General features: G+C 72.0%; 13 protein-coding genes. 10 read left to right on the forward strand and 3 right to left on the reverse strand.

Annotated elements, in window-relative coordinates; translation table 11 throughout:
* Nucleotides 1-198 precede the first annotated feature (198 nt).
* Nucleotides 199-1,971: a M4 family metallopeptidase gene (locus ACWDGI_RS41080; protein WP_450768149.1), complete on the reverse strand. Its 1,773-nt coding sequence runs from the start codon at nucleotides 1,969-1,971 to the stop codon at nucleotides 199-201.
* Nucleotides 1,972-2,300: 329 nt separating this feature from the next.
* Between ACWDGI_RS41080 and ACWDGI_RS41085 the strand changes: the two genes are divergently transcribed.
* The 9 genes from ACWDGI_RS41085 (at nucleotide 2,301) to ACWDGI_RS41125 (ending at nucleotide 12,306) form a co-directional block, all read left to right on the forward strand.
* The gene (locus ACWDGI_RS41085) at nucleotides 2,301-3,518 is read left to right on the forward strand and encodes a serine hydrolase domain-containing protein (RefSeq protein WP_450768150.1); all 1,218 of its coding nucleotides are present in this window, start codon (nucleotides 2,301-2,303) and stop codon (nucleotides 3,516-3,518) included.
* 118 nt (nucleotides 3,519-3,636) lie between these two features.
* Entirely contained in the window at nucleotides 3,637-4,980 is a 1,344-nt protein-coding gene (locus ACWDGI_RS41090; RefSeq protein ID WP_450768151.1) for a CAP domain-containing protein, read from the forward strand.
* 56 nt (nucleotides 4,981-5,036) lie between these two features.
* Entirely contained in the window at nucleotides 5,037-5,714 is a 678-nt protein-coding gene (locus tag ACWDGI_RS41095; RefSeq protein WP_450768152.1) for an AIM24 family protein, read from the forward strand.
* Nucleotides 5,715-5,900: 186 nt separating this feature from the next.
* Nucleotides 5,901-6,941 carry a tetratricopeptide repeat protein gene (locus ACWDGI_RS41100; protein ID WP_450768194.1) on the forward strand — a complete coding sequence of 347 codons (1,041 nt, stop codon included), beginning with the start codon at nucleotides 5,901-5,903 and terminating at the stop codon, nucleotides 6,939-6,941.
* Complete coding sequence (locus tag ACWDGI_RS41105) at nucleotides 6,938-7,939, forward strand: polyprenyl synthetase family protein (protein WP_450768153.1); 1,002 nt, start codon at nucleotides 6,938-6,940, stop codon at nucleotides 7,937-7,939. The genes ACWDGI_RS41100 and ACWDGI_RS41105 overlap by 4 nt, the downstream gene beginning before the upstream one ends.
* 254 nt (nucleotides 7,940-8,193) lie before the next feature.
* On the forward strand, nucleotides 8,194-9,840 hold the full coding sequence (locus tag ACWDGI_RS41110) for a serine/threonine protein kinase (protein WP_450768154.1): 1,647 nt from the start codon (nucleotides 8,194-8,196) through the stop codon (nucleotides 9,838-9,840).
* Nucleotides 9,841-9,983: 143 nt separating this feature from the next.
* Entirely contained in the window at nucleotides 9,984-11,060 is a 1,077-nt protein-coding gene (locus ACWDGI_RS41115; RefSeq protein WP_450768155.1) for a hypothetical protein, read from the forward strand.
* Between the two features lie 63 nt (nucleotides 11,061-11,123).
* Complete coding sequence (locus ACWDGI_RS41120) at nucleotides 11,124-11,549, forward strand: SsgA family sporulation/cell division regulator (RefSeq protein ID WP_450768156.1); 426 nt, start codon at nucleotides 11,124-11,126, stop codon at nucleotides 11,547-11,549.
* 88 nt (nucleotides 11,550-11,637) lie between these two features.
* Nucleotides 11,638-12,306 (forward strand): DUF2238 domain-containing protein, encoded by a 669-nt coding sequence (locus ACWDGI_RS41125; protein WP_450768157.1) that lies wholly within the window; start codon nucleotides 11,638-11,640, stop codon nucleotides 12,304-12,306.
* Here ACWDGI_RS41125 and ACWDGI_RS41130 read toward each other — a convergent pair.
* Together ACWDGI_RS41130 and ACWDGI_RS41135 are read right to left on the reverse strand one after the other, a co-directional pair.
* Nucleotides 12,291-12,776, reverse strand: a complete 486-nt coding sequence (locus ACWDGI_RS41130; RefSeq protein WP_450768158.1) for a DUF6328 family protein — start codon at nucleotides 12,774-12,776, stop codon at nucleotides 12,291-12,293. The two genes, ACWDGI_RS41125 and ACWDGI_RS41130, sit on opposite strands and share 16 nt — an antisense overlap.
* Before the next feature lie 83 nt (nucleotides 12,777-12,859).
* Entirely contained in the window at nucleotides 12,860-13,843 is a 984-nt protein-coding gene (locus ACWDGI_RS41135; protein WP_450768159.1) for an aldo/keto reductase, read from the reverse strand.
* Between the two features lie 139 nt (nucleotides 13,844-13,982).
* On the opposite strand from ACWDGI_RS41135, the gene ACWDGI_RS41140 reads away from it, so the two are divergent.
* The gene (locus tag ACWDGI_RS41140; RefSeq protein ID WP_450768160.1) at nucleotides 13,983-15,689 is read left to right on the forward strand and encodes a cholesterol oxidase substrate-binding domain-containing protein; all 1,707 of its coding nucleotides are present in this window, start codon (nucleotides 13,983-13,985) and stop codon (nucleotides 15,687-15,689) included.
* The last annotated feature ends 296 nt before the right edge of the window (nucleotides 15,690-15,985 follow it).

A 15,985-nucleotide genomic window follows, 5' to 3' on the forward strand; every position in this document is an offset into this window, starting at 1 on the left:
TGACTGTGAGGCTGCCGTGGCCTTCAAATGGCGGGTGACGTGGGGGCGTTGGCTCGTGATCCACCAGCGACTTCGATCCGGTTCCCCCAGTGGCGCGGTCCCGTTCCACCAGCGACTTCGATCCCGTTCCCCCGGTGGGAGCGATCCGGGTGCCCGGCCCCCCGACAGGGCACCCGGATCAGCGGTGTGGCGTGCCCGTCAGTGGCGGGCGGCCGGCGTGTTGGCCTCGGTGACGTTGACCGCGGCCCAGGCCTGGTCGACCGTGCGGTACTCGACGCCGCTCGCGCCGTAGAGGTCCTTGGCGGCCTTCAGCGTCGCGATCCGCGCGTCGTGGAAGTCGGTCGAGGAGACCATGTACCGGGTCAGGGCGCGGTAGAAGATCGCCGTGGCCTTGGCGCGGCCGATGCCCTGGACCGTGGAGCCGTCGTAGGTCGGCGAGTCGTAGGTGGTGGCGCCGATCGTCTTGTGGCCGCTGCCCTCGGCGAGCAGGTAGTACGCGTGCGAGGAGACACCGGAGCCGGCGTGCACCTCGGCGTCCGCCACCTCGGGCGACCAGTAGTCGACCGTGCCTTCGAGGCGGTCGAGCGAGGGGTGGTCGAGGCGGCGCAGGAACTTCTGCCGCAGGCCGAGCTTCTCGCCGAGCAGGTAGTTCGGCGGGTTCTTCGGGTTGTTCGCGGAGAACTCCACGTTCGAGCCGAAGACGTCGGCCAGCGACTCGTTCAGGGCGCCCGGCTCGCCGTACTGGCCGTCGTTGTCGACCCGGGTCGGTTCGAGCTTGGCGGTCGCGTCCACCACGCCGTGCGTCAGCTCGTGGCCGGTGACGTCGAGGACGACCAGCGGCTTCTTGATCTCCTGCCCGTCGCCGTCGCCGTACAGCATGCAGCCGCAGTCCGAGTCCCAGAAGGCGTTGCCGACCTTCTTGCCCCAGTGGACCATGGCGCGGGCGGGCTTGGAGTCGTTCGCTATGCCCTTGCGGCCGAAGGTCTTCTTGTAGAAGTCCAGGGTCTTGGTGATGCCGTACTGGGCGTCGGCCGCGGCGCTGCCCCGGCTGCTGGTGGCGCCGTTGCCCCAGTTGTCGGTGGTGCTGGTGAACTTGGTGCCCTGCGCGAAGCTCTCGATCTCCTTGCCCCTGGCGTCCCGGGTCTCGGTGCCGTACCGGGTCGGGTCCTTGAGCAGGAAGCTCTTGCGGGCGGTCTGCGTGGTGGTGAGCGGGACCTTGCCGACGAAGAGCGACTTGCCGAAGCCGTGCGCGGTCGCCGGGTAGCGGGCGGAGACGGACGCGCCGGCGAAGGCGTCGGCGTGAGCGCCGATGCCGGTGGCCGGGTCGAGGGTCTCGCCGCGCTCGCGGAGGCGCTCCAGCACCTTGGGCGAGAGGAACTCGTCGTTGTCCGGCGTGTTGCTGCGCACCCTGCCGGTGAGGGCGTCGACGACGACCGTACGGGAGCCGTCCGAGCCGTCGACCGTCACCTGGTAGGCCAGGGCGGAGGCACCGCCGCGGGCGTCCACCACGAGTGCGGCGGTGCCGGCGTCGCCGTCGGCGGCGGAGGCGGCCTTCTCCTCGGCCTGGCGGGCCGTCAGCTTCGCCTCGGTGGTGGCGGGCCGGACGGCGTGGTCGGCCGCTCGGGTGACGCCGGTATAGGCCAATCGACGGGAAAGATGGACGACGAGATCGCCGCCGAGTACCGGCATGCCCCGGTGGGTGCGGACGAAGCGGACATGGCGCGCCCCCTCGGGGTCGATCATCACGTCCTGTGCCTGGAGTTCGTCGCCCGCGCCGACTCCGGTCGCCGGGGCGTGGGCGAAGGCCGCGGTCCGTGCCGCGGTCACCACCTGCGCGGCCGTTGTGGCGGCGGCCGTGGCCTGCTGTCCCACCCCCGTGGTGGGACCGGCGAAGGCCGTACCGGTCAGGGCTGTGGCGGCCGTCGTCACGGCGACGGCGACCGCCACGCTGCGTATGTGCGCGCTACGCACTGATCAGGGTTCCTTACGTTCGAAGACGGTCGGCATCGATCACCCACCGCCTTGCGGCACGGCGCCGTCGAGGCGCCAAGGGGGCTGGTCGGGCCCCCGGCCGCAACCCTTCCGGACGAGTCATGTCCATGTAAAGCACAGATCATCGCTTTTCTTGCGTTTCGTAGCAATACTTTGCGATTCCGCACCGCGTGGTGATCGCGGAGTGACCAACTGTGCGTCGACTGTGGAGATGTGACGGGATGCGAGAGGGTTCCCTGCACCGAATGTGACCCATCTCGCATCAGAGGCTGACAGAAAGGAGCTGGGTCCGGATGGTCTCGGCAAGGATGAGCAGAAGTGCGGTGCTCGGAGCGGTGGCGCTGTCGCTGCTCGCGGTACCGGCCCAGGCGGCGCCCATGAAGGCGGGAGCGGAGCCCCGCCCGGCCGCCGCACTGCCGGCGCCGGACACCGCGGGCATGGCCGCGGTGCTGAACTCGGTGGTGGCGAAGGGCGCGCCCGGCGCGATGGCGCGGATCGACGACGGCACGAAGGTCTACAGGACGACGCGGGGCGTGGCCGACCGGACCACCCGGCGAGCCATCACCACCGGCGACCGGTTCCGCGTCGGAAGTGTCACCAAGACGTTCTCGGCGGTGGTCCTGCTGCAACTGGTGGACGAGGGCAGGCTCGCCCTGGACGCACCGGTCAACCGTTATCTGCCGGGGCTGCTGCCCGACGACCGCATCACCGTGCGGCACGTGCTCAGCCACCGCAGCGGTCTGTACGACTACACCAACGACCTGTTCGCCAGCAGCGTGTCGGGGTTCGAGGCGGTGCGCAACAAGGTCTTCAGCTACCGCCAGCTGGTCGACCTCTCCCTGAGGAAGCCGCGCACGAACGCGCCGGGGGCCGCCTACTCGTACTCCAACACCAACTTCGTGGTGGCCGGGATGCTGATCGAGAAGCTCACCGGGCACAGCGTGCGTACCGAGTACGAGAACCGCATCTTCAAGCCGCTGGAACTGCGCGACACCTTCTACGTGCACCCCGAGGCGAAGATCCCCGGGCAGCACGCCAAGGGCTACCTCACCGCCGACAAGGCCGGCGCCGCGGCCGTCGACGCGACGGACCAGACGGTGTCCTGGGCGCAGAGCGCGGGCGCCATCATCTCCACCGCCCAGGACCTCGACACCTTCTACTCGGCGCTGGTCCGGGGCAAGCTGACGTCGGCCGCCCGCCTCACGGAGATGGAGCGCTTCACCCGGGTCAACTCCAACACCTCCTACGGCCTTGGGCTGCGCCGCCGTGACCTGTCCTGCGGGATCTCGGTGTACGGCCACACGGGCGCCGTGCAGGGCTACTACACGTACGCCTTCACCACCAAGGACGGCACGCGCAGCCTGACCGCGCTGGCCAACGCCTCCAACAGCTCGGCCGTGCTCAACACGCTGGCGGACACGCTGGAGCCCGCGTTCTGCGGAAAGCAGGCGGCGACGGGGACGCGGAGCGCTGCGCAACCGGTCGAACGGGAGGACATCGCACCGGCCGCGCCACGGGAGCAGTAGCAGCGGGAGCGGCATGCCTCGCCCCCGGCGAGGGAACCTCGCGCCCGGGCCGGACGTTCTACCGGCGACTCCCCCACCGGGCGCGATGTTCGGCCCCTGACCTCGCAGAGGCGGCGCGATGAGCGAGCTGGTCCCCGGGGGCAATCTGCCCCTTCCGGACGGCGCGCTGACGCTACGGGTGCCCGGTCCCTTCGACGTCTCCGCGCTGATCACCGACGAGAGCGGCAAGGTCGGCGGCGACACCGACTTCGTCTTCTACAACCAGCCGGACGCCCCCGGCGTCCGGCTGCGCGGCGACACACTGACCGTCGAGCCGGCCCGGCTGCGGACCGGCGCCCAGCGCGTCACCCTCACGGTCACCGCCGCCGAGCCGGGTACCGCACTCGGCCGGCTGCCCGCCTCCGCGCTGCATGTCACCGACCGCCTCGGCCGGACGGTGGCCCGGTTCGCCCCGCCGCGCCCGCAGACGGAGACCCTGCTGCTGCTCGCCGAGATATACCGCCGGGGCACCGGCTGGAAGCTGCGCGCGGTCGGACAGGGATACGCCGACGGACTGGCGGGGCTGGCCCGGGACTTCGGGGTCGACGTCGTCGAGGACCGGCAGCCGGCTCCGGCCTCGCGCCCCACGATCCCCGCCCAGCGCACCGCGGCCGCGCCACCCCGGCCCTCGGTGGCCGCGCTCCCGGACCCGGACGGCCTGCTGGGCCTGGTCAACTCCGCCCGCGCCCGGGCCGGCCGGCCACCGGTGGCCCGAGACGCCCGGCTCACCTCCGCCGCCGTCGCCCATGCCACCGCGATGGCCGACGCCGGCCGCCTGGCCACCGAGAGCCCCGACGGCGTCTCGCTCCACCAGCGGATCGATCGCACCGGATTCGCGTATGTCACGGTGGGCGAGCATCTCGTCTCCGGCCCGCGCACCCCGGCCGAGTTCGTCGACTACTGCCTGCGCACCGAGGGGGCCCGGCGCACCCTGCTCGACCCGGCCTTCACCCACGCCGGCCTGGCCCACGTCCAGGGTCCGAGGGGCGGGGACATCTACTGGACCGCGCTGTGGGCGAGACCCCTCACCCCGGCCGAACTGACCCGCACCCGGGACGAGGTCGTCGACCTCACCAACCGGGAGCGGGTCCGGGCCGGGCTGCGGCCGCTCGACGTGGATCCGCAACTGGCCACGGCAGCGCAGGGGTACAGCACGGACATGGCGACCCGGGACTTCTACTCGCACACGTCCCCCGAGGGGACCCAGCCCTGGGACCGGGCCGCCGCCGCGGGCTCCCGGCGGCGCACCATCGGCGAGAACATCGCCTGCGGCCAGCGCTCGGCCGCCGAGGTGGTGGACGGCTGGATGAACAGCCCCGGCCACCGGGCCAACATCCTCAAACCGGACTTCACCCACATCGGCGTGGGCTTCGCGGGCGGCGGCCGGGCGGGCACCTACTGGACCCAGCTGTTCGGTGCCTGAACCGATATGGTCGGTGATCTTGGCGGAACGGGTTCGTCCGGGACACCATGCCCGGCATGAAGGGTGATCTCTTTTCCAGTCAGCACATGGTGGAGCCGGCCGTCGAGCCGGGCATGACGATCGAGAACGCGAAGTGCGTCCGGTATGCCGTGAACGGCGAGATGCACGCACGCCAGGGCGCCATGATCGCGCACCGCGGAAATCTGAAGTTCGAACGCAAGGGCCAGGGCGTGGGCGGGATGCTCAAGCGCGCGGTCACCGGCGAGGGTCTGCCCCTGATGTCCGTGCAGGGCCAGGGCGAGGCCTGGTTCGCGCACGAGGCACAGAACTGTTTCATCGTCGAGGTCGAGCCCGGCGACCAGTTCACGGTCAACGGCCGCAACGTCCTGTGTTTCGACGCCTCGCTGTCGTACGAGATCAGGACCGTGAAGGGGTCCGGCATCGCCGGCGGCGGTCTGTTCAACAGCGTGTTCACCGGACACGGCAGGCTGGGGCTGATCTGCGACGGCAATCCGCTGGTCATACCGGTCTCGCCGCAGGCGCCGGTCTATGTGGACACGGACGCGGTGGTGGGCTGGACGGCCCAGCTCCAGACCTCGCTGCACCGTTCGCAGTCCATCGGGTCGATGCTGCGCGGCGGTTCGGGGGAAGCGGTCCAGCTGATGCTGCAGGGCGAGGGCTACGTCGTGGTGCGGCCGAGCGAGGTGACCCCGCAGAAGGCTCAGCAGCATTGACCCGCGCGCGGTGATCCACACCACGCAGGCAACCCCGGCGGCCGTGCCGGCGTCTTGATTCACAACAGCGAAGCCCTGGCCCCTGTGGCCAGGGCAGAATTCGGGCGCACTATACACATTGCGTATACACATGATGTATAGACGGCGTGTATACGCGTCCCGCGTAGAGAGGCACCCATGTCACCCATGTACGGCAAGGCAGTCGCCCCCGAGTACCAGGGCGCGTTGACCTCCCTGTCCGTGAACTCGCCGCTCGTCGACGTGCTGGCCGAGGGCATCGACCGGCTGCGGGAGGCCGAGCGGTCGGGTCGGCCCGACGAGGAGGCGCGCTGCGGGCTGGCCGTCGCCGAGGCGCATCGGCGCCTCGGCCAGGTGGGGGACGCCGACCGGGCCTGGAAGGCGAGTTACCGTGCCGCCCGGGCGGCCGGGGACACGGCGGCGATGGCGTGGGCGCTGTGGAGCGGCGGCACCCTGGCCCGGCAGCGCGGCGCGTTCCCGCTGGCCCGGCGGCTGCTGGGGCTGGCGGCCGACCTCGGCGAGCGGGGCGGGGATGTCGTCGTACGCGGCTACTCACTGGCCGGTCTCGCCGAGACCGGCCGTATCCAGGGCGACTACGCGGCCGTGGGCCGGCTGCACGAGCAACTGCTCGCCGAGGCCCGGCGGCGCGGAGAGGCCCGGCACACGGTGTGGGCGCTGGAGGGCATCGCGCAGATGCATCGCAACACCGGGTCGTACGACCGGGCGTACGCGCTCTTCGAGGAGGCGGCCGGGATAGCGGCACGGGCGGAGGACCGGCGCGGGCACGCCTGGGCGCTGCGCGGGCTCGCGGACATCGTGTCGGTGCGGGACGGCGACAGCGAGCGGGCACTCGCGCTGCTGTCCGAGGCGGAGCGGTCCTGCCGGGCGATGAACCTGTCCAGCGCGCTGGCCTACAACCACAAGATGCGCGGCAACGTCCTCTACCGGGCCGGGCGTTACACGGAGGCGCGGGACTTGTACGAGCTGGCACTCACGGAGTTCCGCGCGATGAGCGAGCCGCGCGGCGAGGCGCTGTCACGGCTCGGGCTGGCCAAGTCGCTGGCCCGGCTGGGCCGTGACCGGGCCGAGACGGCGGCCGAACTCGCCGACCTCGCGGGCGTGCTGGAGCGGGCCGGCCTGCGGCACGCCCGGGACATGGTGACCCGCGCCCAGGCGGAGTTCGGCGTCGGGACGGAGGCCGTCCGATGACCGCGCCCGCACCCGTCACCGCTCCCCCGCACGCCCTCGTCCGGTGCCGGGAGCTGGTGCGACCCGCGCTGGCCGCGGCGGTGGGACGGCTGCACCCCTGGGTCGGCGAGATGGCCGGGTACGCGTTCGGCTGGTGCGAGGTCGGCGGCTCCCCCGCCGCCGCCCCGGGCGGCAAGGGCGTCCGGCAGGCGCTGGCGGTGCTCGGCGCGGAGGCGGCCGGCGCGCCCGCCGAGCGCGGGGTTCCGGCCGCGGTCGCGGTGGAACTGGTGCACGCCTTCTCGCTGCTGCACGACGACATCATGGACGGCGACGCCACCCGGCGACGCCGCCCGGCCGTCTGGCAGGCGTACGGCACCGGACCGGCCGTCCTCGCGGGCGACGCCCTCTTCGCGCTCGCGGTCGAGACCCTGGCCGTGACTCCCGGCGGACCCGGCGCCCTGCGGCTGCTGTCGGCCGCGCTGGCGGACCTGGTGCACGGGCAGGCGGACGATCTGCTGTTCGCGGCGCGGCCCTGGACCGGCGTGTCGGTACGGGAGTACCGGGTGATGGCCGAGCGGAAGACGGGCGCGCTGCTGGGGTGTGCCGTCGCGCTGGGGGCCGCGCTCGGCGGCGCGCCCGAGGCCACGGTGGGCACGCTGGACCTGGCCGGACGCCATCTCGGCGTGGCGTTCCAACTGGTCGACGACGTGCTGGGGATCTGGGGCGACCCGGCCGTCACCGGCAAGCCCGTGCACGGCGACCTGCGGGAGCGGAAGAAGACGTATCCGGTCCTCGCCGCGCTCGGCTCGCCCGCCGGAGCCCGGCTGGCCCGGCTGCTCGACACGCCGGGGCAAGCCGGGGCGGCGGCCGCGTTGACCGAGGAGGCGGGCGGACGCAGGGCCGCGCTCGCCGAGGCCCGTCGGCACACCGCCCGGGCCGAGGCACTGCTCACCGGGCTGCCGCTCGCGTCGGCGGAACTGCGCGGCCTGCTGGACTTCCTGGTGCGCCGGGACCTCTGATCCGGTCCGACCGGCCCCCGTTCACCCGGATACCGGGTGTTTCGCGGTGGGTCGGCCAGCGGACCGCAGCCGGGCTTTTACCGTCGGTTACCCGCAGGTCGGGGCCCGGCCATCGGCCGTTTTCCTCAAGTCCCAAGGACCGGACACCGATTGAATAGAAGGCAAGAAGGGGCTCGGAGTTGCAGATTCTTTGAACAAACCCGGGCGCGTCCCGCGTACCTCTGGTTAAGACGAGGCAGGGGTTCCAGCGAGGGATGACGATGGTCAAGGCGCATGTCTCCGCACAGCAGTTGCTCGCCGGCAGGTACCGGCTCCTCGAGGTCGCCGACCGCGAGCCGAACCGCATCAGCTGGTACGCGGAGGACGTGCAGGCCGAACGACCACGTCTGGTGACCCAGATCGTGCTACCCGACGCCCTCACCGAGGACGTGATACGCCGGACCACCTCCCGGATCCTGCGCACGTCCGAGGCCATGGGCGCGCTGCGGCCCGGCCGGGTCGCCATGGTGATCGACGCCTTCGAGGAGGCCGGCACGCTGTGGACGGTCACGGAGCTGATCGACGGCACACCGCTCAGTGAACTGCTCGCCCGGCAGCCCACGTTCGACTTCGTGCGGGCCGCCCGGATCGCCCTCGAGGTGCTGGACGTGCTGGACGGCGCGCACGGCGAGGGCTACACGCACGGCGAGCTCAGCCCCGGCCAGATCCTCGTCCGCGACAAGGGCCCGGTCGTGATCACCGGGTTCGGGCTGGCCGGCGCGACCCTGGCCCCGCGGGTCACCGCACCGTCGTACGCCTCGCCGGAGCAGGCCAGGGACGAGCGCATCGGCCCGGCCGCCGACCTGTGGGCGCTCGGCGCGATCCTCTACACGATGGTCGAGGGACGACCGCCGTTCCGGGACCGCGGCCGCGCCGACGCCACGCTGAAGGGCGTGGACCGGCTGCCGCTGCGCACCCCGCTGCGGGCCGGTCCGCTCACCCAGGTCGTCCAGGGGCTGCTGCGCAAGAACTCCCGGGAACGGCTGAGCCGGCCGGTGGTCCGGCAGGCGCTGACACGTGTTCTGGACGAGGACCCCGACGCGATCGGGCAGCCCGCCCCGGTGCCCCGGCTGCGCGGCGCCTACGTGGCGGCGCGGGCCTCGGGATGGAGCCGGACCACGATGATCGGAGGGACCGCACTGGCGGTGGTGACCGTGTCGGTCGCGGTGCTCGCCGCCACCCAGGGGCTCCCGGGTGTCGGCTCCCTGGCCGGCTCGGCGCCGAGCGCCTCCGCGGCGGCCACCGACGCGGGCAACCGCACGGACGGCAACGCGCCCACCGCCTCGCCCTCCCGTTCCGCGTCTCCTTCTTCCGCTCCTTCGTCCCCTGCGGCCTCCTCTCCTGCCTCATCCCCCTCGAAGACGGCGTCGCCGTCGGCCACGGCCGGTGCCCTCCCGGCCGGGTACCACCGCTACACCGCCCCGGAGGGCTTCTCCGTGGCGCTCCCCGCGGGCTGGAAGCGCGTCGGCACCTCGCGGGTCGACGACGTCGCCTACCGGGTCACCTTCGGCCCGGGCGGCGACGACCCGCACACTCTGGCCGTCACCTACAGCACCCAGGCAGGACCGGACCCGGTCGCGGTCTGGCGGGACGACGTGGAACCGCAACTGGAACAGCTCGACGGCTACCGGCGGATCGGCCAGATCAAGGCGACCACCTACCAGGGGTACAGGGCGGCGGACATGGAGTGGCTGTCCGGCACGGGTGCCGACCAGCTGCGCACCTTCGGCCGCGGCTTCCTGCTCGGCGGCGGCCGCAGCTTCTCGCTGCGCATCACGGCCCCCGCCGCGACCTGGGACGACGCCGCGAACACACTGGCGCTGAAGACCTTCCTGGCCACGTTCCGGGCGTCCGCGAGCTGAGCCGGGCTCGACTGGTCCCCGGGCGTCCGCGAGCTGAGCCGCGCTCGACTGGTACTCGGCCGTGCGGCAAACCCTGGCCAATGGGTCGATATAGGCTGCCCGTCGGTACGTACGCAGTTCGGCAGCCTTCAGGAGTGTCCTCCGTGACCCTAGCGATCGACCCGTCCGAGACGTCCAGCGCGTCCCCGGCTCCCCTGTCCGACCTCGTGGCGCGCGACGCGCGGGAGTTCGGCGCGTATGTGCGCACCGGAGGCTGGGCGTTCGGGCTGATGGTGGCCCGCAGTGTGCGGCCGGGAGGGCAGGGCGCGGACGAGACGCCGAAGGTGTCGGCGAAGGAGTTCGCCGAGCTGGCCGGCTGCTCCCCGGAGCGGGTGATGCGCTACTACAAGGCGTGGGACAGGGCCGCCGACGACGGCGTGGTCCCGCAGTTCGAGGCCCTCGCCCCGGGCCAGGAGGTCGAACTCCCGGACTCCGACGTCTGGCTGGACTACTACGTCTCCCGCAACAGCGCGACGTCCGAGCGCGGCACCGCCATCAGTCAGGCCGCCGAGGCCGAGGGCATCCGGCCCACCAAGGCCCTCGAAGTGGCCGAGAACCCGACCGCGTTGCGGGCCGCGATCCTCGCCGACCCCTCCACCGCCCGCGCGGCCCGCTCGGCACTCCTCGACCGCATCAAGGAGGACCCGGACCTGCAGACCGTGCTGGCCCGTGACGTGGTCCGCACCGCCGACCTGAAGAAGGCCGTCGCCACCGAGAGCCGCTCGGCCGACCGCATCGGATACGTCCGCCAGATCGCCGAGTCCGGCCAGATCAAGACACCCGCCGGGCAGACCGTCGACGCCCCCGTCGGACTGCGGCAGGAGGCCGAGCGTCACCTGTCGCTCCTCGACGAGCTGGACGAGGACGAGGACACCGGCGAGTGGGCGACCGAGGCCTACGACACCATGAAGAACCTGGTCGTCGAGACGGTCGAGGCGGATCCGGAACTCCGCGTCCAGGAGAAGCGCACCAGGTTCTACAGCAGCCTGCAGAAGGCGACGAAGGCGTTCGAGGAGCTGACCTTCGACGACGCCCAGGACTTCTACGAGGACGACATGGTGCAGCGCCTGGAGGAACTCCAGCAGGCCATCGGCTCCTGCCTGGCCGCACTGCGCGGCACGAAGGGCGACTCCGTGGTGGATCCCACAGTGCCCACCGCAGCGGATTCCGCTCGCGATTGAGCGTTTTTCATGTGAGAGGGGTACTAGAGGGCACCCAGCCGATCGTTCTCGGAGGCCTCTCGCGTGAACCCCATCGTGCACAGGACCCTGGTGGTACAGCTCCGCGCGGACGGGACCGCCCGCTGCCCCGTCCTCGCCCATCTGTCGTACGACGCCGAAGACCCGTTCGCCGTCACCGCGGTGTTCACCCTGGACGGCCGGGTGCTGGCCCGATGGCGGCTGGACCGGGAGATGCTGAACGAGGGTCTGAGAGCGCCGGTCGGGGTCGGGGACGTACGGCTGCGTCCGGTACGGCAGGGGCGCTGGAGGGAAGTGCGCATGGATTTCCTCGGCGATCCCCTGCCTGGCGGCGAACGGCACCACGCGGTGGTGTTCGCCTGGGCGCCCGCGCTTGCCTCGTTCCTGAGCGACACCTACCTGGCCGTGCCGCCCGGCCGGGAGGAGGTCCTGGTGGACGACCTGCTGGCGGAGATCCTCGCCACCGGCTGAGTAGGCGCGTGCCCGGCTGAGTAGCCGTACTCATGTCCGCGCCCCGGCCCCGCGGCCACGATGGGGCTCCCACGACGAGGAGTCCGCCATGACCGCAGCGCACCCCGCCCCGCGCCCCGTTCCGCACCGTGTGCCACGCCGGGTGCCGCCCGCCCTGCTCGCCGGGGTGGTGGTGGCCGGCATGGCCGTGTCGGCGTGGGGTGCCCGGGACCGTACGACCTGGTTCCTGGAGACGGTGTGGGTGCTGGCCGGCCTGCCGCTGGTGGTGCTGACCTGGCGGCGCTTCCCGCTGACGGGGCTGCTGGCCGGACTCCTCACCGCGCACGCGCTGGTGCTCGCCGTCGGCGGCCACTACACCTACGCCGAGGTGCCGGTGGGCGACTGGGTGCGCGACACCTTCGGCCTGGACCGCAATCCGTACGACCGCTTCGGCCACCTCATGCAGGGATTCGTACCGGCCGTCCTGGTCCGTGAGCTGCTCAGCCGTACCTCACCGCTGCGCGGCAGCCGCTGGCTGGCCCCGCTGACGGTGTGCGCCTGCCTCGCGTTCAGCGCCTTCTTCGAACTGCTGGAGTGGCTGGCGGCCGAGATCGGCGGGCACGGCGCGGACGCCTTCCTCGCCACCCAGGGAGATGTCTGGGACACCCAGTGGGACATGTTCTGCGCGCTGGTCGGGGCGACGGTGTCGGTGCTGCTGCTCAGCCGGGTGCACGACCGGCAACTGCGGGCGCTGGAGGCGGCTCAACGGGTGGTGTGACGGCGCCGGGACCACAGCGGCAGGCCGTACCAGCACACCAGGTACCAGACGACGACGGCCGCGACCACCCAGCTCACCCGGCTGCCATGGGTGGCCACCCGGAGGATCAGCACCAGCGAGGCTGCCATGGTGGCCAGCAGCAGGAACAGGCCGATCTGGGTCAGCCCGGAGGCCAGCCGCACCGCCTGTGGCTTCACCTTGCGGCCGGCGACCAGCCGGTGCAGGGAGACCGGGCCGATGAGGGCGCCCGTGGCCGCGGCTCCCAGGACGACGGTCACGATGTAGATCGTCTGGTCCACGTCGGACAACTCGGCGTACTTCTGCTGGAAGACCACGGTGAGCAGGAAACCGAAGAGGATCTGCACACCGGTCTGGGCGACGCGGACCTCCTGGATGAGTTCGCCCCACATCCGGTCGGCGCGCTCCTCCTCGCTCTCGTCGCGCCCCCGCCGCCGCTCCTGGTCGGTCATGGAGTCCGTGTAACCGCCCGGCCCGTCGTTCAAACGGCACGGGCCGGGAGCGGCACGGTGGTGGCGTCCCGGCCCGGCGGGTGCTACCAGCGGTTCTCGACCTGGTCCTTGATCTGGCGGTCGTAGAGGTCGCGGATGGCGGTGACCGTCTCCGCGGGCAGTTCCGGGAGCTTGGCGGCGGCCGCGTTGCCGCGGGCCTGCTCGGCGTTGCGGGCGCCCGGGATCACCGTCGTGACGCCCGGCTGGTCGATGATCCAGCGCAGGGCGAGCTGGGCCGGCGTGTAGCCCTCGGGGGCGAGCGCGGCGAACTCGGCGGCGGCCTCCACGCCGGTCGTGTAGTCGACGCCGGAGAAGGTCTCGCCCTGGTCGAAGGCCTCGCCGTGCCGGTTGTAGGTGCGGTGGTCGTCGGCCGCGAAGACGGTGTCCTTGGTGTACTTGCCGGACAGCAGACCGGAGGCGAGCGGCACCCGCGCGATGATGCCGACGCCGGCCTCCCGGGCGGCCGGCAGCACCTCGCGCAGCGGCTTCATGCGGAACGGGTTGAGGATGATCTGCACGCTGGCCACGCCCGGGCGGGCGATCGCGGTGAGCGCCTCCGCGCAGGTCTCGACGCTGACCCCGTAGGCGGCGATGCGCTCCTCCTCGACCAGGGTGTCAAGGGCGTCGAACACCTCGCCGGAGGAGTAGACCGGGGTCGGCGGGCAGTGCAGCTGCACCAGGTCCAGACGGTCCACGCCGAGGTTCCGGCGGGACCGGTCGTTCCACGCGCGGAAGTTGTCCAGGACGTAGTTCTCCGGGATCTGGTCGACCCGGCGGCCCATCTTGGTGGCCACCAGCACGTGCAGGTCCGGCCTGCCGCTCAGGAAGGCGGCGATGGTCTCCTCGCTGCGCCCGTCGCCGTACACGTCGGCGGTGTCGAAGAAGGTCACCCCCGACTCGGCCGCGGCCTCCAGAACGGCCAGGGCCTCCTTGTCGTCCACGTCGCCCCAGTCGGCACCGAGCTGCCATGTGCCGAGGCCGACGACCGATGCCCGCTGCTGTGACCTGCCGATTGCGCGTTCGTCCATGGCGTCAGTCTGTCATCCGCCGCCGACAACGGTGTCAGAGGCCTCTCCACCCTCACCCACCTGTGCATCCTTCACTCACACGGGTGATTGTGTTCGACAGAAACCGGGAGGGCGTCACCCCCGGCCCTAGCGTGTCGGCGTGACTGATCGTTCAGCGGACAACTTCCCTGCCGCGGACGGCTGGAGCCGTCGGGGTTTCCTGCGGTCCGCCGCCGCGCTGGCCGCCGTACCGGTGCTGTCGGCGGCGGATCCGGCCATGGCCGCGGCCGAACTGCCCGGCTTCCCGGCGGATGTGGCGCTGTACCGCTCGGCGTACCGCAACTGGGTCGGCGAGATCACCGCGGACGGGCTGTGGGCCTGCGCCCCGGCCGACGCGCACGAGGTGCTCACGGTCGTCGACTGGGCCTGGCGCAACGGCTGGCGGGTCCGGGCGCGTGGCTCCTCGCACGGCTGGTCACCGTTGACCGTCACGGAGGGGACGGCCGCCGGCGACAGGGTGCTGCTCGTCGACACCGGGGCGCACCTCACGGGGCTGTCCCTGGACTCCGGGTCGCAGGTGCGGGCCGGGACCGGAGTCACCCTGGAGACGCTGCTCACCTTCCTCGAGGGCCACGGTCTCGGGCTCACCGCCGCTCCCGCGCCCGGCGATCTGACGCTCGGCGGGGCGCTGGCGATCGACGCGCACGGCACCGCCGTACCGGCCGACGGCGAGCGGCCGCTGCCCGGGCACACCTACGGTTCGCTGAGCAATCTGGTGCTGTCGCTGACGGCGGTGGTGTGGGACGAGGACGCGGGATCGTATGTGCTGCGGACGTTCCGGCGCGCCGACGCGGACTGCGCGGCCCTGCTCACGCACCTGGGCCGGGCGTTGGTGACCGAGGTCGTGCTGCGGGTGGGCGGCGACAGCAATCTGCGGTGCGTGAGCCGGACCGACATCCCGGCCGGCGAACTGTTCGCCGCGCCCGGTTCCGGCGGGCGGACCCTCGACGGTTTCCTGGCGCGGTCCGGGCGGGTGGAGGCGATCTGGTTCGCGTTCACCGAGTACCCGTGGCTGAAGGAGTGGAGCGTCGCCCCGGCCAGACCGCTCGCCTCGCGGCACGTGACCTCGCCGTACAACTACCCCTTCTCCGACGTCGTGCCGACCGTGGTCGCCGACCTCGTGGGGCGGATGGTGTCCGGCGCGGCCTGGTACCTGGCGCCGGTGCTGGGCAACGCGCAGCTGGACGTGGCGGCGCTCGGGCTGGTGGCGACGCTGTCCTCGGACATCTGGGGGGCGTCGAAGAACACGCTGTTGTATCTGCGGCCGACGACGCTGCGGATCAACGCGAACGGGTACGCGGTGCTGACCCGGCGGGGCGACGTGCAGCGTGTGGTGCACGAGTTCACGTCGTTCTATCGGGAACGGCTCACCGCGTACGCCGCGTCGGGGCGGTTCCCCGTCAACGGGTCGGTGGAGATCCGGGTGACGGGGCTGGACGAGCCCGCCGATGTGGAACTGGCCGGCGCGCAGGTGCCGTCGCTCTCCGCCCTGCGGCCGAGGGACGGGGCGGACACGGCGGTGTGGCTGGATGTGCTGACGCTGCCGGGGACGCCTCATGCGGAGGCGTTCCTGCGGGAGTTGGAGCGGTTCCTGTTCGAGCGGTACGAGGGGACTCGGGTGGAGTGGTCCAAGGGCTGGGCGTACACCGGATCGGCTGTGTGGAGTGACGAGGAGGTGCTCGGTACGAGGATTCCGGGGTCGTTCGGGGGTGCGGTGTGGGATGCGGCGGTGGAGACGTTGGACCGCCTCGACCCACACCGGGTGTTCAGCAACGGGTTCTTGGACGGGGTGCTTGTGCGCCGTTGACGTCTGCGGGCCCGGTGCGGCGATTCGCCCCGACCTGACCACGGTCCCGTTGCACGGAGTCGAGCCGGGCCAGGTGGTCCTGGCGACCCTCGCCGGGGACCATCACCGGCTGCTGACCGCCTTCCGCAGGTCGGCCGAGGCACTGCTGACCGGGCCGGTGCCGGACTAGGGCCTGTCCGGGGCGTGCTCCGGGTCGAGATCACGGGATGGGTCGTTCCCGCGGCGATCGCCATCCGGCAGGACTCGCCCGGTTCCCGGCCGGCTTGACGCATTCCGATATGGGAATACGATGGCTG

Source organism: Streptomyces sp. NPDC001220, from assembly GCF_053597895.1.